23 protein-coding genes and 1 pseudogene are annotated in these 26,300 nt (G+C 61.0%); 15 read left to right on the forward strand and 9 right to left on the reverse strand.

Going from position 1 to position 26,300, the window contains the following annotated elements:
• Positions 1-422: 422 nt before the first annotated feature.
• Positions 423-2,117, reverse strand: a complete 1,695-nt coding sequence (locus tag AC1RL4_RS06585; protein WP_096479893.1) for an AMP-binding protein — start codon at positions 2,115-2,117, stop codon at positions 423-425.
• Positions 2,118-2,413: 296 nt separating this feature from the next.
• On the opposite strand from AC1RL4_RS06585, the gene AC1RL4_RS06590 reads away from it, so the two are divergent.
• From AC1RL4_RS06590 to AC1RL4_RS06605, 4 genes are all read left to right on the forward strand, one after another.
• Positions 2,414-3,577, forward strand: a complete 1,164-nt coding sequence (locus AC1RL4_RS06590) for an isovaleryl-CoA dehydrogenase (protein WP_007940933.1) — start codon at positions 2,414-2,416, stop codon at positions 3,575-3,577.
• 12 nt (positions 3,578-3,589) lie between these two features.
• A complete protein-coding gene (locus AC1RL4_RS06595; RefSeq protein ID WP_096479892.1) occupies positions 3,590-5,197 on the forward strand; it encodes a carboxyl transferase domain-containing protein in 1,608 nt (535 codons plus the stop codon).
• 118 nt (positions 5,198-5,315) lie between these two features.
• Entirely contained in the window at positions 5,316-6,131 is an 816-nt protein-coding gene (locus AC1RL4_RS06600; protein ID WP_230175265.1) for a gamma-carboxygeranoyl-CoA hydratase, read from the forward strand.
• Complete coding sequence (locus AC1RL4_RS06605) at positions 6,131-8,086, forward strand: acetyl/propionyl/methylcrotonyl-CoA carboxylase subunit alpha (protein WP_096479891.1); 1,956 nt, start codon at positions 6,131-6,133, stop codon at positions 8,084-8,086. The genes AC1RL4_RS06600 and AC1RL4_RS06605 overlap by 1 nt, the downstream gene beginning before the upstream one ends.
• Before the next feature lie 39 nt (positions 8,087-8,125).
• Here the strand turns inward: AC1RL4_RS06605 and AC1RL4_RS06610 are convergent, their stop codons facing one another.
• Entirely contained in the window at positions 8,126-8,791 is a 666-nt protein-coding gene (locus AC1RL4_RS06610; protein ID WP_019580039.1) for a LexA family protein, read from the reverse strand.
• A gap of 129 nt (positions 8,792-8,920) precedes the next feature.
• On the opposite strand from AC1RL4_RS06610, the gene AC1RL4_RS06615 reads away from it, so the two are divergent.
• Together AC1RL4_RS06615 and AC1RL4_RS06620 are read left to right on the forward strand one after the other, a co-directional pair.
• Positions 8,921-9,262: a DUF6124 family protein gene (locus AC1RL4_RS06615; RefSeq protein ID WP_019580038.1), complete on the forward strand. Its 342-nt coding sequence runs from the start codon at positions 8,921-8,923 to the stop codon at positions 9,260-9,262.
• A 484-nt stretch (positions 9,263-9,746) separates the two neighbouring features.
• Positions 9,747-10,898 (forward strand): M14 family metallopeptidase, encoded by a 1,152-nt coding sequence (locus AC1RL4_RS06620; RefSeq protein WP_019580037.1) that lies wholly within the window; start codon positions 9,747-9,749, stop codon positions 10,896-10,898.
• Between the two features lie 62 nt (positions 10,899-10,960).
• On the opposite strand, the gene AC1RL4_RS06625 is transcribed toward AC1RL4_RS06620, so the two are convergent.
• Positions 10,961-11,407: a winged helix-turn-helix transcriptional regulator gene (locus AC1RL4_RS06625; protein ID WP_230175263.1), complete on the reverse strand. Its 447-nt coding sequence runs from the start codon at positions 11,405-11,407 to the stop codon at positions 10,961-10,963.
• Between the two features lie 96 nt (positions 11,408-11,503).
• On the opposite strand from AC1RL4_RS06625, the pseudogene AC1RL4_RS06630 reads away from it, so the two are divergent.
• Positions 11,504-12,694: pseudogene (locus AC1RL4_RS06630) on the forward strand (MFS transporter); the annotation flags it as partial.
• A gap of 34 nt (positions 12,695-12,728) precedes the next feature.
• Here AC1RL4_RS06630 and AC1RL4_RS06635 read toward each other — a convergent pair.
• The 5 genes from AC1RL4_RS06635 to AC1RL4_RS06655 form a co-directional block, all read right to left on the reverse strand.
• Positions 12,729-13,274, reverse strand: a complete 546-nt coding sequence (locus AC1RL4_RS06635) for a cytochrome b (RefSeq protein ID WP_018925452.1) — start codon at positions 13,272-13,274, stop codon at positions 12,729-12,731.
• On the reverse strand, positions 13,271-14,362 hold the full coding sequence (locus AC1RL4_RS06640; protein ID WP_230175261.1) for a catalase family peroxidase: 1,092 nt from the start codon (positions 14,360-14,362) through the stop codon (positions 13,271-13,273). The genes AC1RL4_RS06635 and AC1RL4_RS06640 overlap by 4 nt, the downstream gene beginning before the upstream one ends.
• Positions 14,363-14,484: 122 nt before the next feature.
• Complete coding sequence (locus tag AC1RL4_RS06645; RefSeq protein WP_028941230.1) at positions 14,485-15,249, reverse strand: enoyl-CoA hydratase-related protein; 765 nt, start codon at positions 15,247-15,249, stop codon at positions 14,485-14,487.
• A gap of 57 nt (positions 15,250-15,306) precedes the next feature.
• Positions 15,307-16,641 carry a ferredoxin reductase domain-containing protein gene (locus AC1RL4_RS06650; protein ID WP_028941229.1) on the reverse strand — a complete coding sequence of 445 codons (1,335 nt, stop codon included), beginning with the start codon at positions 16,639-16,641 and terminating at the stop codon, positions 15,307-15,309.
• Positions 16,638-18,200, reverse strand: a complete 1,563-nt coding sequence (locus AC1RL4_RS06655) for an amino acid adenylation domain-containing protein (protein WP_230175259.1) — start codon at positions 18,198-18,200, stop codon at positions 16,638-16,640. The genes AC1RL4_RS06650 and AC1RL4_RS06655 overlap by 4 nt, the downstream gene beginning before the upstream one ends.
• Positions 18,201-18,495: 295 nt before the next feature.
• Between AC1RL4_RS06655 and AC1RL4_RS06660 the strand changes: the two genes are divergently transcribed.
• Entirely contained in the window at positions 18,496-19,002 is a 507-nt protein-coding gene (locus tag AC1RL4_RS06660) for an RNA polymerase sigma factor (protein WP_230175257.1), read from the forward strand.
• Positions 18,999-19,751 (forward strand): anti-sigma factor family protein, encoded by a 753-nt coding sequence (locus tag AC1RL4_RS06665; protein WP_230175255.1) that lies wholly within the window; start codon positions 18,999-19,001, stop codon positions 19,749-19,751. Before AC1RL4_RS06660 ends, AC1RL4_RS06665 begins: the two co-directional genes overlap by 4 nt.
• A 12-nt stretch (positions 19,752-19,763) precedes the next feature.
• On the opposite strand, the gene AC1RL4_RS06670 is transcribed toward AC1RL4_RS06665, so the two are convergent.
• A complete protein-coding gene (locus AC1RL4_RS06670; protein WP_019580027.1) occupies positions 19,764-20,600 on the reverse strand; it encodes an IclR family transcriptional regulator in 837 nt (278 codons plus the stop codon).
• A 243-nt stretch (positions 20,601-20,843) separates the two neighbouring features.
• Between AC1RL4_RS06670 and AC1RL4_RS06675 the strand changes: the two genes are divergently transcribed.
• Genes AC1RL4_RS06675 through AC1RL4_RS06700 form a run of 6 tightly spaced genes read left to right on the forward strand, consistent with a single transcriptional unit; the run spans position 20,844 to position 26,298 of the window.
• Positions 20,844-21,869, forward strand: coding sequence for an ABC transporter ATP-binding protein (locus AC1RL4_RS06675; RefSeq protein WP_019580026.1), 1,026 nt, complete (start codon positions 20,844-20,846; stop codon positions 21,867-21,869).
• A complete protein-coding gene (locus AC1RL4_RS06680; RefSeq protein WP_018925443.1) occupies positions 21,866-22,735 on the forward strand; it encodes an ABC transporter permease in 870 nt (289 codons plus the stop codon). The genes AC1RL4_RS06675 and AC1RL4_RS06680 overlap by 4 nt, the downstream gene beginning before the upstream one ends.
• 6 nt (positions 22,736-22,741) lie before the next feature.
• Positions 22,742-23,536, forward strand: coding sequence for an ABC transporter permease (locus AC1RL4_RS06685; RefSeq protein ID WP_019580025.1), 795 nt, complete (start codon positions 22,742-22,744; stop codon positions 23,534-23,536).
• 7 nt (positions 23,537-23,543) lie between these two features.
• Positions 23,544-23,834: a (2Fe-2S)-binding protein gene (locus tag AC1RL4_RS06690; protein ID WP_018925441.1), complete on the forward strand. Its 291-nt coding sequence runs from the start codon at positions 23,544-23,546 to the stop codon at positions 23,832-23,834.
• Positions 23,831-25,186 carry an FAD/NAD(P)-dependent oxidoreductase gene (locus AC1RL4_RS06695; RefSeq protein ID WP_028941226.1) on the forward strand — a complete coding sequence of 452 codons (1,356 nt, stop codon included), beginning with the start codon at positions 23,831-23,833 and terminating at the stop codon, positions 25,184-25,186. Before AC1RL4_RS06690 ends, AC1RL4_RS06695 begins: the two co-directional genes overlap by 4 nt.
• Positions 25,183-26,298 (forward strand): NAD(P)/FAD-dependent oxidoreductase, encoded by a 1,116-nt coding sequence (locus AC1RL4_RS06700; RefSeq protein ID WP_019580023.1) that lies wholly within the window; start codon positions 25,183-25,185, stop codon positions 26,296-26,298. Before AC1RL4_RS06695 ends, AC1RL4_RS06700 begins: the two co-directional genes overlap by 4 nt.
• Positions 26,299-26,300 lie beyond the last annotated feature (2 nt).

The raw sequence follows: 26,300 nt of genomic DNA on the forward strand, positions 1-26,300 counted from the left end.
CTAACAGATTTTTTTGGAGAAGGTGTGCTTTTCAGGGTGCTTTTCGGAGTAACCCGCAACCGGGCAGAGAACAATAAAACTACCTTCAGGTAGCTCCCGAACTGGTTGGATCGCTTGGCGAAAAAGTAGATCAGCGCTCAAAAAAATACGTTTGCTCTTGATCCCGGATGGGGATCGACAAAAACAGCGGTAAAGGGCCACGGTTGCCAAAAACAACAACAGACCGCCCCTCAATAATAAAAAAAGAGCACGTAACGACAAAATTAAAGGGGAGCTTCGGCTCCCCTTTGTGCTTCCTGCGTTTCCCCATTCCCCAAATACGTAGGAGCGAGGCTTGCCCGCGAAGGCGCCAGATCAGTCGACATCAATGCTGAATGACAAATCGCCTTCGCGGGCAAGTCGGATCGCCGCACCGCTCGCTCCTACGGTATAGCCTTGAGTTCCTCGATGCTGATCTCGCGCATCCGAAACTTCTGGATCTTGCCGGTCACGGTCATCGGAAACTCCTCGACGAACTTGAAGTAACGCGGCGTCTTGAAGTGCGCGATACGCTCCTTGCACCAGGCCTGCAACTCCTGTTCGGTGGCGCTGTGGCCGGGATGGAATTTGATCCAGGCGACAATCTCTTCGCCATACCGGGAGCAAGGAATGCCGATCACCTGCACATCGGCAACCGCCGGGTGGGTGAAGAAGAACTCTTCCAGTTCGCGCGGGTAAATATTCTCACCGCCGCGAATGATCATGTCCTTGTTACGCCCGGCGATGCACACGTAGCCTTCGTCGTTCATGCTCGCCAGATCGCCGGTGTGCATCCAGCCAGCGTCATCAATAGCCTCGGCGGTGGCTTGCGGGTTTTTCCAGTAGCCGAGCATCACGCTGTAACCCCGAGTGCACAGCTCGCCAATGGTGCCGCGTGGCACCAGATTGCCCGCCTCGTCGATGATCTTGCTTTCCAGTTGCGGCTGGGTGCGGCCGACCGTGGTGACGCGCAATTCCAGGTCGTCCGACGGACCGGTCTGCAAAGACACGGGGCTGGTTTCCGTCATGCCGTAGGCAATCTGCACTTCGCTCATGTGCATTTCGCCGATAACCCGACGCATCACCTCGATCGGACACGTCGCCCCGGCCATGATCCCGGTGCGCAGGCTCGACAAATCAAATTCGGCGCGCTTGGGCTGATCGAGCATGGCGATGAACATGGTCGGCACGCCATAAAGCGCGGTGGCTTTTTCTTCGGCGACGGTGGTCAGGGTCAACAGTGGATCGAAGGCATCGTTGGGGTAAATCATGGTGCTGCCGTGGGTGACGCAGCCGAGGTTGCCCATGACCATGCCGAAGCAGTGATACAGCGGCACCGGAATCACCAGCCGATCATCGGCGGTCAGGCCGAGGCTTTCGCCGACCATGTAACCGTTGTTGAGAATGTTGTAGTGGCTGAGGGTCGCGCCCTTGGGGAAACCGGTGGTGCCGGAGGTGTACTGGATATTCACCGCCTGATCGAAATGCAGGCTGTCCTGGCGTTCGTGCAATTGCTCGATCGACACACTGGCCGCCAGATCGGCCAATTGCGACCACGGCAGGAAACCCGAGGGTGGCTGCGCATCCAGGCTGATGACCCCACGCAGTTCCGGCAGGCGTTCGCTCTGCAAGTGGCCGATGGATTGCTCCGCCAATTCCGGCACCAACCCTTGCAGCATGCCGTGATAGTCGGAGGTCTTGAAGGCCCCGGCGCAGACCAGCCATTGGCAGCCGGATTGCTTCAATACGTATTCGAGTTCTGAACTGCGATAAGCCGGGTTGATGTTGACCAGGATCACGCCGATTTTCGCACTGGCGAACTGGCTGATGCACCACTGGGCGCAGTTCGGGGCCCAGATGCCGAGCCGGTCACCGGTTTGCAAACCCAGCGCCAGGAATGCTCTGGCGTGCAGATCAACAGCATCCGACAGCTGCTGCCAGGTGTAACGCAGCTGTTGATGGCGCACGACCAGCGCCTCCCCGTTCGGGTATTGCGCGACGGTGTTATCAAACGCCTGGCCGATGGTCATCGCCAGCAAGGCTTTGTCCTGGGAACCACGGGTATAGCTGCGCTGCGGGTTTGCACTGGGTTGATCCATGACGACCCCTATTGTCTTTATTAATGGGCTGTACCGGCGACCTGTAGGAGCCGGCTTGTGTGGCGAGGGGGCTTGCCCCGTTGGGCCGCGCAGCGGACCCAAGATCTGCGAGCGCTGCGCACTCGAACGGGGGCAAGCCCCCTCGCCACAGTCTTTCAGAACTGGCTCTACTCTCGCTCAAGTTGACGTTAACGTAAAGGGTGATTGACAGCCATTCGTCACAGGCTTACGTTAACGTAAAGGTGAGAGCTGAATCACTGCCCTCCCCACCCTACAAAAAAGCCAAAAGGTGCCCCATGAGCTACCCATCCCTGAACTTTGCCCTCGGTGAAACCATCGACATGCTGCGCGATCAGGTTCAGTCCTTCGTCGCCAAAGAGATCGCCCCGCGCGCCGCTCAGATCGACATCGACAACCTGTTCCCGGCCGACCTGTGGCGCAAATTCGGCGACATGGGCCTGCTGGGCATCACCGTGCCGGAAGAGTACGGCGGCGCCGGCCTGGGTTATCTGGCGCACGTGGTTGCCATGGAAGAAATCAGCCGTGGTTCGGCGTCGGTCGCCCTGTCCTACGGCGCGCACTCCAACCTCTGCGTCAACCAGATCAACCGCAACGGCACTCATGAACAGAAAAGCAAATACCTGCCGAAACTGATCAGCGGCGAACACATCGGTGCCCTGGCCATGAGCGAGCCGAACGCCGGTTCCGACGTGGTCTCGATGAAGCTGCGCGCCGACAAACGCGGCGATCACTACGTGCTCAACGGCAGCAAGACCTGGATCACCAACGGTCCTGACGCCAACACCTACGTGATCTACGCCAAGACCGACCTGGAAAAAGGCCCGCACGGCATCACCGCGTTCATCGTCGAGCGTGACTGGAAAGGTTTCAGCCGCAGCAACAAATTCGACAAGCTGGGCATGCGCGGTTCAAACACCTGCGAGCTGTTTTTCGATGACGTCGAAGTGCCGGAAGAAAACATCCTCGGCGTACTCAATGGCGGCGTGAAAGTGCTGATGAGCGGCCTCGACTATGAGCGCGTAGTGCTTTCCGGTGGCCCGACCGGGATCATGCAGGCCTGCATGGACCTGATCGTGCCGTACATCCACGACCGCAAACAGTTCGGCCAGAGCATCGGCGAATTCCAGTTGATCCAGGGCAAAGTCGCCGACATGTACACCCAACTCAATGCCAGCCGCGCTTACCTGTATGCCGTGGCCCAGGCCTGCGAGCGCGGCGAAACCACCCGCAAGGACGCCGCCGGGGTGATTCTCTACAGCGCCGAACGCGCCACGCAAATGGCCCTCGACGCGATCCAGATTCTTGGTGGCAATGGCTACATCAACGAATTCCCGGCCGGTCGTCTGCTGCGTGACGCCAAGCTGTATGAAATCGGCGCCGGCACCAGTGAGATCCGTCGCATGCTGATCGGTCGCGAACTGTTCAACGAAACCCGCTAAACGGAGCTGTCCATGGCTATCCTGCATACCCAGCTCAACCCCCGTTCGGCGGAGTTCGCGGCCAACAGCGCGGCGATGCTCAAACAGGTCGACGCCCTGCACACCCTGCTCGCGCAAGTGCAGCAAGGTGGCGGCCCGAAGGCGCAAGAACGTCACACATCGCGGGGTAAATTGCTGCCCCGTGAGCGGATCAATCGCCTGCTCGATCCGGGTTCGCCATTTCTCGAGATCAGCCAACTGGCGGCCTACGCGGTGTACGGCGAAGACGTTCCCGCCGCCGGCGTGATTGCCGGGATTGGCCGGGTGGAAGGCGTCGAATGCATGATCGTCGCCAACGATGCCACCGTGAAAGGTGGCTCGTATTACCCGCTGACGGTAAAAAAACACCTGCGCGCGCAAACCATCGCCCAGCAGAATCGCCTGCCGTGCATTTATCTGGTGGACTCCGGTGGCGCCAACCTGCCGCGTCAGGATGAAGTGTTCCCGGACCGCGAACACTTCGGGCGGATCTTCTTCAACCAGGCCAACATGAGTGCCATGGGCATTCCGCAAATTGCGGTGGTCATGGGTTCTTGCACCGCCGGGGGCGCCTACGTTCCGGCGATGGCCGACGAGGCGATCATGGTTCGTCAGCAGGCCACGATTTTCCTCGCCGGCCCACCGCTGGTGAAAGCCGCGACTGGTGAAGTGGTCAGCGCCGAAGACCTCGGCGGGGCCGATGTGCACTGCAAGATTTCCGGGGTCGCCGACCACTACGCTGAAAGCGATGAACATGCCCTGGCATTGGCCCGGCGCAGCGTGGCCAACCTCAACTGGCGCAAGCTCGGCGAACTGCAACAACGTGCTCCGATCGCGCCGCTGTATAGCAGCGACGAGTTGTACGGTGTGGTCTCGGCCGACGCCAAGCAACCGTTCGATGTGCGTGAAGTGATCTCACGACTGGTGGACGGCTCGGTGTTCGATGAGTTCAAGGCGCTGTTCGGGACGACTTTGGTGTGCGGCTTCGCCCACCTGCACGGCTACCCGATCGCGATCCTCGCCAACAACGGCATCCTCTTCGCCGAGGCCGCACAGAAAGGCGCGCACTTCATCGAACTGGCCTGCCAGCGCGGCATTCCGTTGCTGTTCCTGCAGAACATCACCGGGTTCATGGTCGGCCAGAAATACGAGGCCGGCGGCATCGCCAAGCACGGCGCGAAATTGGTGACCGCCGTGGCTTGTGCCAAGGTGCCGAAATTCACCGTGATCATCGGCGGCAGCTTCGGCGCCGGTAACTACGGCATGTGCGGCCGGGCCTACGATCCACGCTTCCTGTGGATGTGGCCGAACGCGCGAATCGGCGTGATGGGCGCCGAACAGGCGGCGGGTGTGCTGGTGCAGGTCAAGCGCGAGCAAACCGAGCGCAGCGGGCATCGTTTCAGCGCAGAGCAGGAAGCCGAGATCAAGCAACCGATCCTCGATCAGTACGAAGAACAGGGTCACCCCTACTACTCCAGCGCCCGGCTGTGGGACGACGGCGTCATTGATCCGGCGCAGACCCGCGACGTGTTGGCCCTGGCCTTGTCGGCGTCGCTGAACGCACCCATCGAACCGAGCCGCTTCGGCGTGTTCCGGATGTGATCCCGTAGGAGCGAGGCTTGCCCGCGAACAGCTATGACGCGGTGCAACAGGAAATCCGCGGCGCATTCTTCGCGGGCAAGCCTCGCTCCTACAACCAGAGTTGTGGAGACGGATGAATATGAGCGACTTCAACACCCTCGAGCTGCAGACCGACCCGCGTGGTTTTGCCACCCTGTGGCTCAGCCGAGAAGAAAAGAACAACGCGTTCAACGCCGAAATGATCCGCGAATTGATTCTCGCGCTGGATAAAGTGTCGAGCGATGCCAGCCTGCGTTTTCTGCTGATCCGTGGGCGCGGCAAATATTTCAGCGCCGGTGCCGATCTGGCCTGGATGCAGCAATCGGCCGAACTCGATTACCACACCAACCTTGATGACGCCCGGGAACTGGCGGAGTTGATGTACAACCTCGCCAAACTGAAAGTCCCGACGCTGGCCGTGGTGCAGGGCGCGGCGTTTGGCGGCGCGCTGGGCCTGATCAGTTGCTGCGACATGGCGATTGGCGCCGACGACGCGCAGTTCTGCCTGTCGGAAGTGCGCATCGGCCTGGCGCCAGCGGTCATCAGCCCGTTCGTGGTGCAAGCCATCGGCGAACGTGCGGCGCGGCGTTATGCCTTGACTGCCGAACGTTTCGGCGGGCAACGGGCTCGGGAAATCGGCCTGTTGTCAGAGAGCTATCCGATGGCTGAGCTGGAGCAGAAAGTCGATCAGTGGATCGACAATCTACTGCTCAACAGCCCGGCAGCCATGCGCGCCAGCAAGGATCTGCTGCGTGAAGTCGGCAACGGCGCGCTGACCCCGGCGCTGCGCCGCTACACCGAGAATGCCATCGCCCGAATTCGCGTCAGCCCCGAAGGTCAGGAAGGCCTGCGCGCCTTCCTGCAAAAACGTTCGCCCACCTGGCAAGCCGAAACCACCCTCAAGGAGCCGCGTTGATGAGCGCACCTGTTCTCACCACCCTGCTGGTGGCCAACCGTGGCGAAATCGCCTGCCGGGTGATGCGTACTGCCAAGGCTCTGGGCCTGACCACCGTGGCCGTACACAGCGCCACCGACCGTGACGCCCGGCACAGCCGCGAAGCGGATATACGCGTCGACCTGGGCGGCAGCAAAGCCGCCGAAAGTTACCTGCAAATCGACAAACTGATCGCCGCCGCGAAAGCCAGCGGTGCTCAGGCGATTCATCCCGGTTATGGTTTTCTCTCGGAAAACGCCGGGTTCGCCCGGGCGATCGAGGCGGCTGGCCTGATCTTCCTCGGCCCGCCCGCCTCGGCCATCGACGCCATGGGCAGCAAGTCCGCGGCCAAAGCCTTGATGGAAACCGCCGGTGTGCCGCTGGTGCCCGGCTATCACGGCGAAGCCCAGGACCTCGACACATTCCGCGATGCCTGCGAACGCATTGGTTATCCGGTGTTGCTCAAGGCTACGGCGGGCGGCGGCGGCAAAGGCATGAAAGTGGTCGAGGACGTCAGCCAACTGGCTGAAGCCCTGGCCTCTGCGCAGCGTGAAGCACAATCGTCGTTCGGCGATTCGCGGATGTTGGTCGAGAAATACCTGCTCAAGCCACGTCATGTGGAAATCCAGGTGTTCGCCGACCAGCACGGCAACTGTCTGTACCTCAACGAGCGTGACTGCTCGATTCAGCGTCGGCACCAGAAAGTCGTCGAAGAAGCGCCTGCTCCAGGCCTGACCCCGCAATTGCGTCGGGCGATGGGTGAAGCCGCCGTGCGTTCGGCTCAAGCGATCGGCTACGTGGGCGCAGGCACCGTAGAGTTCTTGCTGGATGCGCGCGGTGAGTTCTTCTTCATGGAGATGAACACGCGTCTGCAAGTCGAACACCCGGTGACCGAGGCCATTACCGGCCTCGACCTGGTGGCCTGGCAGATTCGTGTAGCCCGCGGCGAAGCGCTGCCGATGACACAGGATCAGGTGCCGCTGATCGGCCATGCGATCGAAGTACGGTTGTATGCCGAAGACCCGGGCAACGATTTTCTGCCGGCCACCGGGCGCCTGGCGTTGTACCGCGAATCCGCCGAAGGGCCGGGGCGTCGTGTGGACAGTGGCGTCGAAGAAGGCGACGAGATTTCGCCGTTCTACGACCCGATGCTTGGCAAGCTGATTGCTTGGGGCGAAGACCGTGAACAGGCGCGGCTGCGATTGCTGAGCATGCTCGAGGAGTTTGCCATTGGCGGGCTGAAGACCAACATCAACTTCCTGCACCGGATCATCGGCCACCCGGCGTTTGCCGCCGCCGAACTGGATACCGGGTTCATTCCGCGTTATCAGGAGCAACTGCTGCCAGCACCTTCGCCGCTCAGTAATGAGTTCTGGCAAGCGGCGGCCCAGGCGTTTGCGCAAAGTCAGCCGGCTGTTTTGCGCGCCGATGATCCGAGTTCGCCGTGGGCCTTCAACAATGGTTTCCGTGCCGGGCTGCCGACAGAAATCACCCTGCACTTGAGTTGCGAAGGGCAAGACCGGGCGCTGACCCTGGGCAATGCCGACATGCATACCGCACGGCTTCAAGGTGAATATCTGCTGACCGAACACCACGGTTTGCGCCGCCAGCACCGGGCTATCCGCCGTGGCGATGCGCTGTATCTGCAATGGGACGGCGAGCTGCGCCGCATCGAGTCGTATGACCCGATCGGCGCCGTCGAAGCCAGTCACAGCCATCAAGGCGGGCTCACCGCGCCCATGAACGGCAGCATCGTGCGGGTGCTGGTGGAGGCCGGGCAAACGGTCGAAGCCGGGGCGCAGCTGGTGGTGCTGGAAGCGATGAAAATGGAGCACAGCATTCGCGCGCCCCACGCCGGGGTGATCAAGGCGCTGTATTGCCAGGAAGGCGAAATGGTCAGCGAAGGCAGTGCCTTGGTGGAGTTGGAACAAGCGTGAAATGAAGATCGGTCCTACGCGTTGCGAGGACCGATCTGATTAGAATTTGGCAGTCGCCTGAACCACCACGCCGATGATTCGGCATTCTTCGGTGTAAAGGGCTTTCGGATAGGTCGGATTGAGCGGGACCAGATAACGCTGCCCGCCTTCTTCGATCAGCTTGCGAAAGACCGCCTCGGCGCTGCCGGGCCATTGGGCGATCACCAGTTTGCCAGGCTCCGGCACGATGGCCGGGTCGACCAGAATCAGCATGCCCTCGGCAATGCTCGCTCCCGTAGGGGCGGTCATCGCATCGCCGACCACCACCAGCCAGAACGCAGCGCCCTGTGCGTGGTAATCGGACAGCTCGAAACGTGGCTTGCTGACAGCCAGCGAGGTGCCGTAGGTCGATAGCTCTCCGTCACGCACCTCCCCGGTTTCCCGCCAGTCACTGACCGGGTAGCGGAAGTACGGGTTGTACTTTTGCGTCAGACAGATCTCCTCATCCTCTGAGGGCAGCGGCTCCCTGATCACCATCGCCACTTCCAGATAGTCCATGCCGAGCGCCCGCAAGACACGATTCATCTCTGCGATGCCGGGCTGACGACGTTTATTGAGCCAGTGGCCGACGCCACCCTGGGACATCCCGATGCGCTCGGCGAGTATTTCCTGAGTGACTTTGAGTTCACTCATTTTGGCCTTGACCAATTCAATCCATTTATCCATGTGCGGCACGATACGTGGGGTACTCCGACCATCAAAACACAAATTGTAGTATTAAAACTGAAGACACAAATACAGTACGTACTAAGCTGGGCTCACGGATTTGAATTTCTCACGGAGCTCGCCATCGTCATGACTATCCCCAGCAATACCCTGCCCGACATGCAAATCGACACCAGCCTCACCTCGCCAAAAGGCTCTGCCGCCGCGCAGCGGGCACTGGACTATTACTTGAAACCAGCTGTGTCAGAAGCGGCCAGCGAAGAACGTTTCTTTGATGTGAACCGTAACATCAGCAGCGAAGAGGCGCTGGTCCATGCTTCGGACCTGCTGCGGTGCGCCGTTGCCACCGCGCATGAGTCAGCCAACCAGCTGCAGGGCGCAAGCCGGGATCTGGCGTTTTCGACGGTGCACATGATCGACATGGCCAAGGCGATGGTCGACCGGGCCCTGGAGGGCAATCAGAACAATTGAGGCGGGAGCGTATTGGAGGAGGACAGGAAAATTTTTCCAATCGCGCAGGTAGAAACATTTGACTTGCAAATGATAATGATTATTATTGCACCAGCTGATCGCGAGATCAGTCGATAGACCAAGAGACCTTAGGTCGGACTCCTGGACTATCTCCTCATCAGGCTAATCACGGTTTTTGACCCGGCTTTTTGCCGGGTCTTTTTTTTGCCAGTCAGGCTGGCTTTGGCTTCAGGCTAATGAAGTCTGTAGGTGCTGCAAAATTCGATTGGCGCGGATGATATCAAAAGAATATCTACTGCCAAGAGAAGCCCGGCAGCACTGGGCCAAACTAACGAAAAATAGCACTTGAGAATCAATTGCGCAGTCTCTAAGCTGCATCGGCGTCAAGGAGGACGCCCCCCTTTTACACCCCCGTAATTTCCCCCGGTTTCTCCCCTCTTGCGTGTAAAGTAGCAGCCATAAAAATCGTATTCAGGAATTGATTATGGCCGGGGCTAAATCTTCTTTCGACATCAGCGCTAACTTCGACAGCGGCAACATTGATGTGCTGGACATCAGCAATCCTCTGCAAGCATTGCTGGCCATCAGGCCAGACACTCGCAGCCAGCATTTCCAGTGGTTCCATTTCAAGGCCAGCGGCCTGCATGTGGGTCAGGAGCATTGGTTTCGTCTGAACAACGCCAGCAAGTCCTCATACAACAAGGCCTGGGATGGTTATCAGGCGGTGGCGTCCTACGACCACGTCAACTGGTTCCGGGTGCCGACCATCTTCGAAGGCGACTGCCTGCGTTTCAGCCTTGAAGCCACTGCCACACATGCCTGGTTCGCCTACTTCGAACCCTACAGCCGTGGCCGTCACGACTGGCTGATCGAACAGGCACAGACCAAGGCTGGCACCGAACTGTTGGCCACCGGCAAGAGCGTTGAGGGTCGTGACATCCAGCTGTTGCGCAAAGGGACTGGCGCCGAAGGTCAGCGCAAGGTCTGGATCATCGCCCAGCAACACCCTGGCGAACACATGGCCGAATGGTTCATGGAAGGCGTGATCGAGCGTCTGGAGAAACACGACGACCCGGTGCTGAATAAGCTCCTGGCCAGCGCCGACCTGTACCTGGTGCCAAACATGAACCCGGACGGCGCCTTCCACGGTCATTTGCGCACCAATGCCATGGGCCAGGACCTGAATCGCGCCTGGCAGAACGCCAGCCAGGAAATCAGCCCGGAAGTGCTGTTCGTTCAGCAGCAAATGGAAAAGTATGGCGTCGACCTGTTCCTCGACATCCATGGCGATGAAGAAATTCCCTACGTGTTCACCGCCGGTTGCGAAGGCAACCCCGGCTATACACCGCGGATCGAAAAACTCGAAGAGCGCTTCCGCAGCCATCTGAAGCACCTGACCAAGGACTTTCAGACCAAACACGGCTACACCCGCGACGAACCGGGCAAAGCCAACATGACCCTGGCCTGCAACAGCGTCGGTCAGAAGTTCGATTGCCTGTCCTTTACCATTGAAATGCCCTTCAAGGACAACAACGACGCGCCGAATGCGCTGACTGGCTGGTCTGGCAAGCGTTCGAAGCAGTTGGGCAAGGATGTGCTGACGACCATTGCCGACATGGTCGATACCTTGCGCTGACCCCCCTTGGACAAAAGATCGCAGCCTTCGCAGCTCCTGCAAGGCTGCGATCTTTTGATGTTTTACTCAGCCGGGATCCGCACACAATCCTGGGGCCCCAACAGCCGCCCATCCTCGGCGCGCAATTCCAGCGGCCGCACCGGTCGACCGTTCTCACGATCGACAACCTGCGAATGCGCCTCCCCCGCCTCATAGAAAAACGCCTCGCCCCACTGCCGCAACCCGATGATTAACGGGAACAAGCCTTGGCCCTTCTTCGTCAGCACATATTCCTGATACGCGCTGCCATCCGACGCCGGCACCAGATCGAAAATCCCGTGGGCCACTAATGTGCGCAGGCGTGCCGAAAGAATGTTCTTGGCCATGCCCAGATTGCGCTGGAACTCACCGAAGCGTCGCAGACCATCGAACGCATCGCGCACGATCAATAGCGACCACCAATCCCCAATCGCATCCAGTGAACGGGCGACCGGGCATTCGGCGCCTTCCATGCTTGTACGTTTAACCATGACCACGTCCGCCGGCAACCAATGTGGTTGCAATATAAAACCAGACTCCTTACCGTACAACTGGTTTTATATTGAAACCACACAAGGAAGCCTGTGATGAAACCTGACCATCCGTTAAGCGGCGCCGTGGTGCTGCTGTTTGCCGTCGCCTGCGGCCTGGCCGTCGGCAATGTGTATTACGCACAACCATTGCTCGATGCCATGACCAAAGCCTTCGCCATGGACCCGGCAACCATCGGTATCGTCATCACCCTCACTCAGATCGGTTATGGCGTGGGCCTGTTGTTGCTGGTCCCTCTGGGAGATCTGCTCAACCGTCGCCGATTGATCGTCTTGCAAACCCTGTTGTCGGCACTGGCCTTGTTGATGATCGCGTTAGCGCCGAGCAGCACCTGGCTGTTGCTCGGCATGGCGCTGACCGGATTACTGGCGGTCGTGACGCAAGTCCTGGTGGCCTACGCCGCGACGCTGGCCATCCCGGCGCAACGTGGACGTGTGGTAGGCGTGATCACCAGCGGCATTGTCGTCGGCATTCTATTGGCACGAACGGTGGCCGGCGGCATGGCCGACCTGGCTGGTTGGCGTTCGATTTATCTGCTGTCCGCCGGGTTGACCCTGGTGATGGCGCTGCTGTTGTTTCGTGTACTGCCCAGGCACGAAGACGCGCGACCGGATAGCGCTTACGGCGCGTTGATCGGCTCAGTCTTCACGTTGTTCAAGGAAGAACCGGTGTTGCGTCAACGGGCCATCCTTGCCCTGCTGACGTTCGCCAGTGCCATGGTGCTGTGGACCCCTTTGGTATTGCCATTGAGCGCCCCGCCGCTTTCACTGTCCCACACCGAAATCGGACTGTTCGGGCTGGCCGGGGCTGCCGGCGCACTGGCCGCTGCTCGCGCCGGACATCTGGCCGATCGTGGCCTGGGTCAATGGACCAGCGGACTGTCGTTGTTGCTGATGCTCGCCTCATGGCTGCCCATCGCCCTCACTCAATCCTCGCTGTGGGCGCTGCTGCTCGGGGTGATTACGCTGGATCTGGGTTTGCAGGCCGTCCATGTCACCAGCCAGAGCATGATCTACAGCGTGCGCCCCGAAGCGCAAAGCCGACTCACTGCCGGCTACATGCTGTTCTATTCGATCGGCAGCGCCTTGGGCTCTATCGGTTCGACGGCGATGTATGCCTGGGGCGGCTGGATCGCGGTGTGCTGGCTGGGTGCGGGCATCAGCGCCGTAGCGTTGATCTATTGGTGGCTGACGCTCGCCGCCAAAACACCCAACACCTGTGGCAAGCCCCCCTCGCCACAGTTATCGGCAGTCCCCCGACTCACCCACGGTCCCTGCCCCGCAACATGCTGTCCAGCACCTCATCGCGGCGCACCCAACCGTGAAACAACGCCGCCGCCAGGTGCAGCAGCACGGTCAGGAACAGTAGATACGCCAGATACCTATGTGCTTTGCGCAGGAATGCAAACACCTGCGCATTCGCCGGCAGGATCGACGGCAGTTGCAACGAGCTGCTGAGCATCACCGGATCGCCAGCCGCCGATATCATCGCCCAGCCCAGCAGCGGCAAAATCAGCATCAAGGCGTACAGCAAGACATGCGAAGCCTTCGCCGCGAGCACTTGCCAACCCGGCAAGTCCGCCGGCAGCGGTGGTTGCCGGGTCGAAAAACGCACGGCCAGACGCACGACCACCAACAGCAGAATGGCGATGCCCAACGGTTTGTGCAGGTGGATCAGCCACTCGTGACGCTCGGACACCGAGGCCACCATGCCGGCGCCGATGAACAGCATCGCGATGATCATCAGCGCCATCAGCCAATGCAGCAGCCGCGCCAGGGGAGCGAAATGGTTCGGTTGAGCGCTCATTGATGAGCCTCCTGCTTGGCGTTGGGCAACTGATTCACTTCGCTGGTGCGACGCAGATAGGAATTGGCATAGCCCGCTGAACGAGCGGCGAGCAACGGGTCGTCGGAACCTTCGATACCGCTGGGCAATACCAGTGGGTCGTAGTTGATGTCGCGGCACTCGCCATTGAGTTGTGGCTGGGTACTTTCAAGCACCAGCGTGCCGGCGTTCAGCACTTTTCGGTCGCCGGACCAGGTCTTGCTCGCATCGTTGACCGGGTCCCCGGGGTTCGCCAGGGTGATGTTCAACTGCCAACGGAGCGGTCCGGCGGACAAACGCTGAACCAGATCCTTCTCCAGAAAGTCAGCGCCCTCCGGTGCCATCGCGCCCGCCGCATCCTGAGCAACCGGGGTCATGCTCCAACGCACCGCTTGCCGCTGCCCCGCTGCGTTCACCAGGTAAAACGCATTGACGCTGTTATACGTCTCGGTCGCATAACTGGCAGAAGGTTTGGCAGTCTTGATCCAGGCAAGAAACGGCGCGGCTTCCGGGTGAGAACCGAAGAACGCCGGCACTGCCGCAGGATTCGGTTTGCCGGTGGCCGGGTCCGGTGACTGCGCCTGTTGCAGCTGATAGAACGCCTCGGGCGTGCCCACCGGGAACACCGGCATGCTGTTCATCCCGGTGCGCCACTGCTGACCGTTGGCCTGGGTAAAGCGCAACGCCAGGCTGCGGATCGGTACGCTGTTGTCCGGTGCGTAAGGGTTGCCGGCAGGCAGCGCGAAACGCCCGACCACCGGGGTCCGCGCTTCATTGAACACTTGGGCGCTGGAATACTCGCGCACCTGGCCGCTGCTCTCGAAATGCCCGATCACGCACACCCCTTTGGCGTGGTTACGACGGAACCCCGGGTGCACGCCGTTGTTTTTCTCCAGCACATTGATCAACGCTTTCGGCGTCAGGCGCTGTGGGTCGAGTGTGCCGTTGACGTAGGCAAAAGCCCCGGCCAGCGCGGCGACCACCACGGCAATGCCGGTCAGGCGCAACGTCAGGCTCGCGGTGCTCAGGGGCGGCCGAGACGGCCCTGTTGTAGATGAGCGATCAACCATGAAAGTCTCCGGGGCCGTAGGCCACAGGGGGAAAGAGCTATGAGACGAACGTCACGTAGGATTATTCCCCCTGAACTGTAGTTTCTTTCAAAGCACCGCTAGCGACGAATCCTCAAGGTTGGTCAAACCGGGTTAAAACTCGGCTCACGCTTCTGCAAAAAAGCCTGCATACCTTCCTGTTGCCCCTGCGTGGCAAACAAACCATGAAACACTCTTCGCTCAAAAAGAAGGCCCTCACGCAGCCCTGACTCCAGCGCCCGGTCCACTGACTCGCGCGCAGCGAGTGTGGCGGTTTTGGCGAAACCGGCAATGATCTGCGCTGCGGCCAAGGATTGCTCCAGCAGATCGCTGGCAACGATGACCCGCGACACCAATCCTGCCCGCTCGGCCTCTTCGGCCGACATCGAGCGTCCGGTCAAAATCATGTCCATGGCCTTCGACTTGCCGATCAGGCGCGTGAGACGTTGGGTCCCGCCCATTCCAGGCATCACCCCCAACCTGATTTCCGGTTGGCCAAAACGAGCGTTATCCGCAGCAAAGATCAGATCGCACATCATGGCCAACTCACAGCCGCCACCGTATGCATAACCGGCAACAGCGGCCAGCTTGGGCGTACGCAACGCGGCAAAGGCTTCCCAATTGGCGAAATAATCCTCATGGACCATGTCCAGGTAAGATTTTTCGTACATCTCCTTGATGTCGGCGCCAGCCGCAAAAAAATCCGCTGTCCCGGTGATCACGAAACAGCCGACTCCGGGGTCACGGTCCAACCGTTGCAACGTGTCCAGCAGTTCGCGCATCAGGGCCGAACTCAAAGCATTCCTGGCCTGCGGGCGATTAAGACGAATCAATACGACTCGATCATGACGTTCGATCAATGTGTGCATGGTGATCTCATTAAATAGATGTGAAATGTTTGAATGAAAAAACGCTCTTGGCACACTTCAGGAATCCCAGATTGCGCCATACGCCGGAATGCCCCGCCCCTCCATTTCCTCAACCACTCGCTGGGTGAGCGTCTGGTTCGAAATGCAGATCACCGCCTCGGCACCGAACGAGCGAACCGCGTCATAAGCCAGTTGCACAAGGTCTGGCTTGCCGAGCACATCGGTGTCCCAGATCAAGGCATCAGGATTGGCCCGCAGGATCTCTTCCACCAGTTCGTCACCGTAAGTTTTTCGCGGGCTGCGGGTCGACCAAACCAGCCGTATCGGTACTTGCCCGGCCAACAAATGGGGCAACACCGGGCCGATGCCGCTGCCCGTGGCGATGTACACCACCGATTTGAACAGGGTTTCGATGTGCGCCACGCCAGCGGTGGTAATGCCTTTGACCCAGACATGCGTCGGCATTTGCTCGATGAACTCGCCGGTCCAATCACCTGCCCGGGAAATGATCAGGCGAAAACTCGCTTCACCCGGTGCGGGAATATTGGCAAAGGAATGCCACTCCATCAGCGGGTTGAGACTGATGGCGTTGGAGGAGCCGGCAAACGGCGTGACATGGTCAAAACGGGCTATTACCGCATGAGAAGAAGGCCTGATCAGTTGCACCGGCACTTTGCGCAGACGAAACCATGGCAAGGCGATGCTGAACGTCAGCACAATCAGCATCCAGAATGCCACCGACGTCGACAGCGCCTCGCTCACGGAGGCCTGCGGGTTCTGGTCCCGGGTAAACAGAACGCTCCATACCCAGAACAGGGCAAGTGCGGTCCACCCACCAAAGCGGTGCATTCGCTCGAAGCCGTTGTGAAAACGCCCGCGAATCCGCGGGTGAGCCATGACGGCCACCAGCAGCAAGATCCCCAGCAACCCGGTGCTCACCCCGAGCAGCGCCAGGGAAACGCCGCCCAAGCTTTCAGTCCAATGCCAGGCCAGGGAGCCGATCAACACCGCGAACCAGCCAATCGCCGCCAGCGCCCCGCCACTGTGCAAGCCGCCGAAGTGGTAAACCTTGGCCAGTGAGCGGCGTATCGCAAGCGGCCAGGAAGTGGGCGCCCGGGTTGCCAGCCAGAACAGCAGATTGATGATGTATTGCTGGCGAATCAAAATTGCCAGCGACAGATTCGCCACCACCAATCCCGACAGCGCCTCAAGGACTATCCCCGTGGATGTCCACCACTGCCCGGCGGTCAACCCATGCGCCAGTGCCGCGATATTGAGTGCAAGCACCAGCGCTACGAGGCGGTTGTAATGCGAAAATATCGGCAACGTCCCCAATCGCCGCCACAGCACGCGCTTGACCGGCAGTGCGGTATCCGGATTGCCCCCCTTCATGCGCTCACCCCTTGCCGGGTCGTCGCGTCGACCTGGTGCGTCATCGCCCACTCCAGCAGCAAACGTTTGTCGACCTTGCCGCGTGAGGTCAGCGGAATGTGCTCCACGGCGAGAATCAGCGAAGGGACGCAATAATAGGCAAGCCGCTCTTCACAGCGTCGTCTTGCATCATCGATGTCCGTGGTAACGGGATAGACGAAGGCCACCAGATGGCGACTGTCGAGTTTCAACGTGACCGCCCGCTCGCAGCGATCAGATGACTCCAGAGCCGCAGAAACAGAGTCGAGCTCCACCCGAAACCCTCTGACCTTGACCTGATCATCGACACGTCCCAGGTGTTCAAGTTCGCCGTTCGCTGTCCAGCGCCCCAGATCACGTGTGCGAAACATCATCCGGCCCTGCCCCAGAAACGGATCGGGCCGATAGCGTTCGGCGGTCAGCGTCGGGTTACTCAAATAACCGGCGGTCACACAGTCGCCGCCAGCCCACATCTCACCTTGCTCACCCGCCTGACAGAGCTGGCCCGCCTCATCCAGCACGTACACCGTGTTGTTGGGCGTGGGTTTGCCGATCGTCAATGCACCTGCGCCCCTGTAATGCTGCATGGTGTTGACGATCGTGGTTTCGGTCGGGCCGCAGGCATTGTAAAAAGTGCAGAACGAGGACCAGCGATCAGCCAGGGGCTGAGGGCATGGCTCCCCGGCAAGGGCCACGACCTTGACTTGCTGGCAACGCAATGGATCGAGTGTGCCGAGTATCGAAGGTGTAGCGATCAGCACATCGCATTGTTCGGCCGTCTGGGCGATGTCCTTGCCACGGATCATCAAGGTCGCACCATGAGCCAGACACCCGAGTATTTCCCAGGCCGCCATGTCAAAGGCGATGTTAAGTATCTGTCCTACCTTGAGCCCAGGCCGTATGCCGAGATTGCCAGGGGCTGTCAGCAAAATATTGCACACATTGCGGTGGGTCACCCGAACCCCATTGGGCAGGCCGGTGGTGCCGGAGGTAAACAGCACGAAACACAACCGGTCCGGGGTCAATGACAGCGAACAGGCCACATTCAGGTCATCAGCGAGTGTTGACGCAACCTCCATGAACTCATCGAGGCAAATGCAGTGTTGCTGCGACGTCAGGGGAGTTCGCGACTCGAGGCTCGACAGTGTCAGCACCACCCGCGTCGAGGCCACGTCCATGATGTGGCGCAATTGCGCAGTGGGAGTAATCCCTACGTGCTGAGGGATGTAGGCAGCACCCACTTTCAATGCGGCCAACATTCCCGCCAGCATCGGGATCGAACGCTCCACAAACAAGGCCACGTGATCGCCCGGGGCGACGCCCTGCTGACGCAACAGCGTGGCCAGTCGGTTGGCCTGCCGGTTCAGTTCACCATAGGTGATGGTTTCGCCCTCACAATGGGCGGCAATGCCCTGAGGTCTGGCGGCGGCTTGCGCCTCGATGGCGTGATGGATCAGAAGATACTCAGGCTCAACCGTCGGCCCACGACCGAACCGCGGCCACACGTCATGGGTGTTGTTGTCCGGAAGCAGCGAACACATCGATGCCGACTCAAGGGAAATTTTGCACTCTTGCATGTTAAAAAATTCTCTTCAGGCTCAATATTCACGTTCAAGCACGGGTGGTTCTGCGCAACCTGGTGAGAGGCTGGGCTGACTGCCTGAGCTTGCTGCATGGGTTGAGCCGCGAAGTTCGATGCCATTACATGGATTACAAACCCCTCAGAAATCTCCTACACAAATAAGTAATGGTTTTCCCCGACAAAGGAATAAACCACAGTGGCCGGCGTCCTTCTTGTCAGTGCCATTCATCACAGCCAGAGAACACGCCATTTCCATGAACAACATCGACGGACAATTGCGTGAAATCATTCCCAGGCTGCGGCGCTTCGCCGTATCGCTGACGCGCAACCCCAGCAGCGCCGACGATCTGGTGCAGGCAAGCCTGGAACGAGCGCTGTCGAATTGGAGCGCTAAACGTCCGGAGGGCGACCTGCGGGCCTGGCTGTTTTCGATTCTTTATCGGCAGTTTCTCGACGCCCACCGCCGCTCCCGGCGGTATGCGCGGATGCTCGAATTCTTTACCGGGCGCGACGATGCGCAGCCTTCGGTAGAGCGCGAGGTAATCGCCCAGTCGACCCTGCAAGCCTTCGATCAGCTCAGCACCGAACAGCGCGCGCTGCTGCTCTGGGTGTCGGTGGAAGGCTTGAGTTACAAGGAGGTCGCCGAGATTCTCGACGTCCCCACCGGCACCGTAATGTCGCGCCTGTCCCGCGCGCGCCAGGCCTTGCGCCAGCTCAGCGACGGCGAAATCACCCGCCCTTCCCTGCGGAGACTCAAATGATCAGCATGCCGCCCAGCGAGCGTGACCTGCACGCCTACGTCGATCACCAACTCAGCGATGCCGACCGACATCAGGTGGACACTTATCTGGCCAGCAATGCCGAGGTGGCCGCGCAAGTGCGCGCCTGGCAGCAGGACGCCCAGCAATTGCGCGCAGCCCTGAGCGGCGCCTTGCAGCAACCGGCCAACCCGCAACTTGACCCGGCGCTGATTCGCCAGCGTCTCAAACGAAAGTCCCGCCGTCATCTGGCCAGTGCCGCGGTGTTGTTGATTGCGGTCAGCGTCGGCGGATTGGGCGGTTGGCACGCGCGGGAGATGACTCTGGTCAGCCCCCCACTGCCGATGGCCGATGCGATGCAGGCCTACCGACTGATTGCCCAGCAAGGCATCCTGCCGGCGGATTACCAAGTCAGCGACGATGGCGATATGCAAGGCTGGCTCGACCGCTATTTCAGCCAGGCCCATCGCCTGCCGAACTTGGCGGGGGCTGGCTACAAACCGGTCAGCGGCCGTTTGCTCAGTACCGAACAAGGGCCGGCAGCGATGGTGGTTTACGAAGATCAGGGCGGCCACAAAGTCAGCTTTTACGTCCGTCCGCCGGGACCGAAAAACTTCCTCCTGCCCCGCGGCAGCCGCAGCGACGGCGAACTGCAGGCCGAGTATTGGTCGGATGCCGGGTACAACTACGCGATGGTCAGCCCGAGTGACACACCGGCGGCGCAGATGCTCAAGCAGACACTGAAGTTCTGATCCGGGTTGTGGTCACCCCTGCCCAAACACCTGCGAAGGCCTGCGCAACAGCGGGTCGAACGGATTGATCCGCGGCCCGATCAACGCTGCTTCGCGCTTGAGCATTTCCACCACGGTCGGCAAACGATCCGGCCCCAGGCGATCACTGATCGTGGCCACGCTCAACGCCGCCACCGCCCGGCCGTCGCGATCGAGGATCGGCACTGCCACGCCGGCCATGCCCTGCAACACGCCGGTGTTGCGCCCGGCGTACCCGAGCGCGCGCACATTCTCGACTTCCGAGCGCAGGAACACTTCGTCGTACAGGTGGAAATCCTTGAGCCGCGGCAAGTTGTAGTGAATCACCGTGTCGCGTTCCTCTTGCGGCAGGAATGCCAGAATCGCCAGGCTGCCCTGCCCCACGCCAAGCGCCACCCGCCCGCCGATGTCACCGGTAAATGTGCGGATCGGAAACGGCCCTTCGCTGCGGTCCAGACAGATTGCATCAAAGCCACTGCGCGCCAGCAAAAACAGCGAATCGCCCAACGATGCCGATAACCGCAGCAATGCCGGCCGAGCCAGTTCGCGCAGGTTGTTGGTATTGCCGGCGCGGGCCGCCAAGGCAAAAAACTCCAGGCTCAGGCGATAGCGTTTGCTGCGGGCGTCCTGTTCGACCATGCCCTCGTCCATCAGGCTGCGCAGCAAGCGGTGGGTAGTCGGTTGCGACAAACCGATGCGCTGCGCCAGTTGCGTCACGCGTTCGCCGCCCTCGACGGTGTCACCCAGGCTGCGCAGCACCGCAAACAGTCTTGAGACCGCACCGACACCGACTTCATTTTTGTTTTCATTCCGATCAGTGGAATCTAACATTTGATTTCTCATCAATAAATTTACTCACTGAATAAAACTGAAAATAGTCATCGCTTCAGTGAAATAGGTTATTGAGCCCATCCTATTCTTCGTCCTACTCTGCGTCCATACAGGGGCGATTCGAACAACAACGGCAGCCGACACACGTCGCGCGCCAACGCACCCCGCAACATCTTTTCGTATCTGCCCATACAAAAAAGCGCGCCGTTGGCGACGCATAACAATCTCAGGTGGAGCGCAGTCATGGCCTTCGTGCAGCTTGAAAACCTCGGCAAACGATATGGCGAGATCGACGCAGTCGTCGCCACCAACCTGTCGGTGGAAAAAGGCGAGTTCGTCTCACTGCTCGGCCCTTCCGGCTGCGGCAAAACCACCACCCTGCAAATGATCGCCGGCTTCGTTGAAGTCAGCAGCGGACGCATTGTGCTGGACGGTCGCGACATCACCCACGCCAAACCCGCCAGCCGTGGCCTGGGCGTGGTGTTCCAGAGTTACGCGCTGTTCCCGCACATGACCGTGCAAGACAACGTCGCCTTCGGCCTGCGCATGCGCAAAGTACCCAACGGTGAATTGCAGCAACGGGTGGATCGGGTGCTGAAACTGGTTCGCCTGCACCAGCACGCCGAGCGTTATCCACGGGAGCTTTCCGGCGGCCAGCGCCAGCGTGTTGCTCTGGCCCGGGCGTTGGTGATCGAGCCGCCGGTGTTGCTGCTCGACGAACCGCTGTCCAACCTCGACGCCAATTTGCGCGAAGAGATGCAGTTCGAAATCCGCCGCATCCAGCGCGAAGTCGGGATCACCACGCTGATGGTCACCCACGACCAGTCCGAAGCGCTGTCGATCAGTGATCGGGTAGTGGTGATGCAGGCCGGGCGCATCACTCAGATCGACGCGCCTTACACCCTCTACGAACACCCCCGCACCGAGTTCATTTCCGGGTTCGTCGGCAAAGCCAATCTGCTGCCCGGTGAGCGAGATGGCGCCGGTGTGGTTCAGGTGTGCAACACCGGCAACGGCGATCTGACGTTAAGCCTGCGCCCGGAGAAAATCGATCTGCGGGAAAAAGGCCATGGCCGTCTGCAAGGCAAGATCGCCAGCCGCTTCTTCCTCGGCAGCCAATGGCTGTACGGCGTAACGACGACCCTGGGCGAACTCTGCGTGGTGCGTCGCAACGACGGCTCGGCGCCACTGGCCGAAGGCACGGCGGTCGGCCTCGACTGGGACGCGGCACTGCTGCGGGTGCTGAGTGTCGACGAGGTGTCGGCATGAATACGCTCGCCGCCATCCGTCAAGGACGCCAAGGGTATGTGTTGTCGGCGCCGGCCCTGGCGTTGTACGTCGGCCTGCTGGCGATCCCGCTGCTGCTGACGCTGGTGTTGTCGTTGAACGTCTTCGACTACAGCTCGGGGATCAACAGCGACGCCTACACCTTCGCCCACTACAGCAGCCTGCTGGGCGACCGGTACTTCTACGAAATCTTTCTGCGCACGATGTGGATCAGCGCCCTGACCACCCTGCTCTGCGTGCTGATCGGCGTGCCCGAGGCCTACATCCTCAGTCGCATGGGCGCACCGTGGCGTTCGATTTTCCTGATTCTGATCCTCACGCCGCTGCTGATTTCGGTGGTGGTGCGGGCGTTCGGCTGGAGCCTGTTGCTGGGCGCCGACGGGCTGGTCAACCAGACCTTGCAAGCCTTCGGTGGCTCGCCGATGAAGCTGCTCTACACGCCGTTCGCAGTGGTGATCGCGCTGGTCCACGTGATGCTGCCGTTCATGATCATTCCAGTCTGGACCTCGCTGCAAAAACTCGACCCGGCCGCCGAGCAGGCTGCGCTGTCACTGGGCGCCAGCCACTTCACGGTGATACGCAAAGTGGTGTTGCCGCAGGTCATGCCCGGCGTGCTCTCCGGCACCTTGATCGTGTTCGGCCTCGCGGCCAGTTCCTTCGCCATTCCCGGCTTGCTCGGCGGACGACGGCTGAAGATGGTCGCCACGCTGATCTACGACCAGTACCTGTCGGAGCTGAACTGGCCGATGGGCGCCGCGATTGCCGTGGCCCTGCTGTTGCTCAACCTGCTGATCATGCTGTCGTGGAACCGGATGATCGAAGGCCGCTACAAGAAGTCATTGGGATAATTCGTCATGTCCAGAAACGGTCCTTTCGCCCTGCTGTTCCATGCCCTGGTGGTGCTGTTCATGCTCGCGCCGCTGGTGGTGGTGTGCCTCGTCGCCTTCACCCCGGAAAACACCCTGAGCCTGCCGACCACGGATTTCTCCCTGCGCTGGTTCCGCGCCGTGTTCGAACGCGCGGACTTTGTCGATGCGTTCTACAACAGCCTGATCCTGGCCTTCAGCGCGGCCAGTCTGGCGACGCTGATTGCGGTGCCGGCGGCGCTGGCGATCACCCGCTTCGAGTTCCCCGGACGGGACTTTTTCAACGCCCTGTTCCTGTCGCCGATCATCATTCCGCACCTGGTGCTGGGGGTGGCGTTGCTGCGCCTGTTCGCGCTGATGGGCGTCAACGGCAGCTTCGCCTGGCTGATCTTCGCCCATGTGCTGGTAATCACGCCGTATGTGTTGCGGCTGGTATTGGCGTCGGCCATCGGCCTGGACCGCAGCGCCGAACACGCCGCGCAATCCTTGGGTGCCGGACGCTTCACGCTGTTCCGGCAAATCACCTTGCCGATGATTCTGCCGGGGGTCGCCGGTGGCTGGCTGCTGGCGTTCATCAACAGTTTTGACGAGGTCACGTTGTCGATCTTCGTCACCTCGCCGGCCACGCAAACCTTGCCAGTGCGCATGTACGTGTACGCCACCGAATCCATCGATCCGATGATGGCGGCGGTGTCGGCCCTGGTGATCGCGCTGACCGCGCTGACGATGATTCTGCTCGATCGGGTCTACGGCCTGGATCGGGTTCTGGTGGGTAAACAATGAGGGCGCCATGGCTCTGCTGAAACGACTGGCCGAAGGCGACCGCCCGGCCCTGGACTTTACCCTCGACGGCGTGCCTGCCAGTGGCTTGCTCGGCGACACCCTGCTGACCGCCGTGCTGACCTGCAGCGAACACCTGCGCGGCAGCGACTTCAGCGCCGAACCCCGCGCCGGCTTCTGCCTGATGGGCGCCTGCCAGGACTGCTGGGTACGCCTGGGCGATGGCCGCCGGGTGCGGGCGTGTTCGACGCAGCTTGAGGCCGGCCAGCAGGTCAGCCGCGAACCGGGGCGCTCGGTATGAACGCTGTGGTGATCATCGGCGCCGGCCCTGCCGGGATTCGTGCGGCGCAGACGCTGGTGGCGCATGGCGTGCGCCCGGTTCTGCTGGACGAAGCCGCACGCGGTGGCGGGCAGATTTATCGGCGGCAGCCGGTGAACTTCAAGCGCTCGCCCGTCAAGTTGTATGGCTTCGAAGCCCCCAAGGCCAACGCGCTGCATCGAACCATCGACGCACTGCGTGAACAACTCGATTACCGCCCCGACACGCTGGTGTGGAACGCCGAGGCCAACGCACTCGACACCTTGCACGAGGGTCACGCCGCACGCGTGGCGTTCTCCCGGGTGATTGTCGCCACAGGCGCCACCGACCGGATTCTGCCGGTGCCGGGCTGGACGTTGCCGGGGGTGTACAGCCTCGGCGCGGCGCAGATCGCCTTGAAGTTTCAGGGCTGTGCCATTGGTGAACGCGTGGTGTTCGCCGGCAGCGGACCGTTGCTGTACCTGGTGGCGTATCAATACGCCAAGGCCGGTGCCAACGTGGTCGCGGTGCTCGACAGTTCGCCGTTCAGCGCTCAGGCTCGTGCCCTGCCCGGTCTGTTGTCGCAACCGGCTACCCTCGCCAAAGGCCTCTATTACCGTACCTGGCTGACCGCCCACAGCATCCCGGTGCATCAAGGCGCCAGCCTGTCAGGCATCGATGGCCAACAGCGTGTGCAATCGCTGATCTGGCGCAACGCAAAAGGCCAACATCGAATCGACTGCGACGCTGTCGCCTTCGCCCATGGTCTGCGCAGCGAAACCCAACTCGCCGACCTGCTGGGCTGCGAATTCACCTGGAACCCGCTCAACCGCGCCTGGCTGCCACAGCGCGACAGTGCCGGGCGCAGCAGTGTCGCCGAGGTGTACCTGGCTGGCGACGGCGCCGGCATCATGGGTGCCGACGCGGCGGAAATGGCCGGTGAACGGGCAGCCCTCGCCTTGCTCGAAGACAGCGGTCACCTGCTCCCGCCGCAACGTGCCACCCAGCTGGAACAGTCGCTGAAAGATATCGGCAGATTCCGCCAGGGCCTTGAGCGTGCCTTTGCCTTCCCCGAAAGCTGGGCCGCTGACGCTGCGGATGACCTGATGATCTGTCGCTGCGAAGAAGTACGCGCCGGCGACATCCGCCAGGTGGTGCGCGAAGGTCATTGGGAGATCAACCGGGTCAAGGCCCATTGCCGGGTCGGCATGGGTCGCTGTCAGGGCCGGATGTGCGGGGCCGCCGCCGCGGAAATCATTGCCTGCGAAAGTCAGCGTTCCGTAGCCGAAATCGGTCGGTTGCGGGCTCAGGCACCGATCAAACCCTTGCCGTTCGGTCTGGAGGTCGAGCCATGATCGAAGTCGAGGCAGTCATCATTGGCGGTGGCATTGTCGGGGCTTCCGCCGCCCTGTTTCTGAGCAAGGCTGGCCGACGCGTGGCGCTGCTGGAGCGGGACTTTTGCGGCTCGCATTCCAGTGGCGTGAACTATGGCGGCGTGCGTCGTCAGGGCCGGCCGTTGTCGCAATTGCCGTTGTCGCAACGGGCCCATGAAATCTGGGGACAGTTGCCACAACTGATCGGCATCGACGGCGAGTACCAGCGCAGCGGTCACTTGAAACTCGCCCGCAGTCTCAACGATTTACGAGCGTTGCAGGATTACGCCGCCAGCAGCCAGGGGTTCGGCCTCGATTTGCAACTGTTCGACCGCAGTGAGTTGCGCGCACGTTTTCCGTGGGTCGGAGACGTCGCGGTCGGTGCTTCGCTGTGCCCGGACGATGGCCACGCCAACCCGCGCCTGGTGTCTCCGGCGTTTGCCCAAGCGGCACGTCGGCATGGCGCGCAGGTGCATGAGCAATGCGCAGTCACGGCGGTGGAACACGATGGTCAGCGCTTTCGCGTCAGCACTCAAACCGGCCTCGAACTGCGCGCCCCCTGGCTGCTGAACTGCGCCGGCGCCTGGGCCGGCAACCTTGCCGCGCAATTCGGTGAAGCGGTGCCGATGCACGCCGGACACCCGGCGATGCTGGTCACCGAGCCGTTGCCGCTGGTGATGAATGCCAGCACCGGCGTCGAAGGCGGCGGCATCTATGCCCGTCAGGTCGCGCGGGGCAATTGTGTGTTGGGCGGCGGTCAGGGCTTTGCCCTTGATGGTGCCCGCGCCCGGCCTGGTCAGAGCGCGGTGATCGAGATCCTGCGTCAGGCCGTCGAGCTCTACCCGTTTCTTGAAGGCGCCCAGGCGATTCGTACCTGGAGCGGCACCGAAGGTTATTTACCCGACCGCCAACCGGTGATCGGTCACAGCAGCACGCAACCCGGTCTGTTGCACGCATTCGGCTTTGCCGGCGCGGGCTTTCAGATCGGGCCTGCGGTGGGCCAGGCGCTCACCGAGATCATCTGTAGCGGCGCGTCAAAGACGCCGCTGGATGCGTTTTCCATCACCCGGTTTCACTCCATCTCCGTAGCTTGATA

It is taken from the genome of Pseudomonas sp. GW822-FHT07A10, assembly GCF_058798795.1.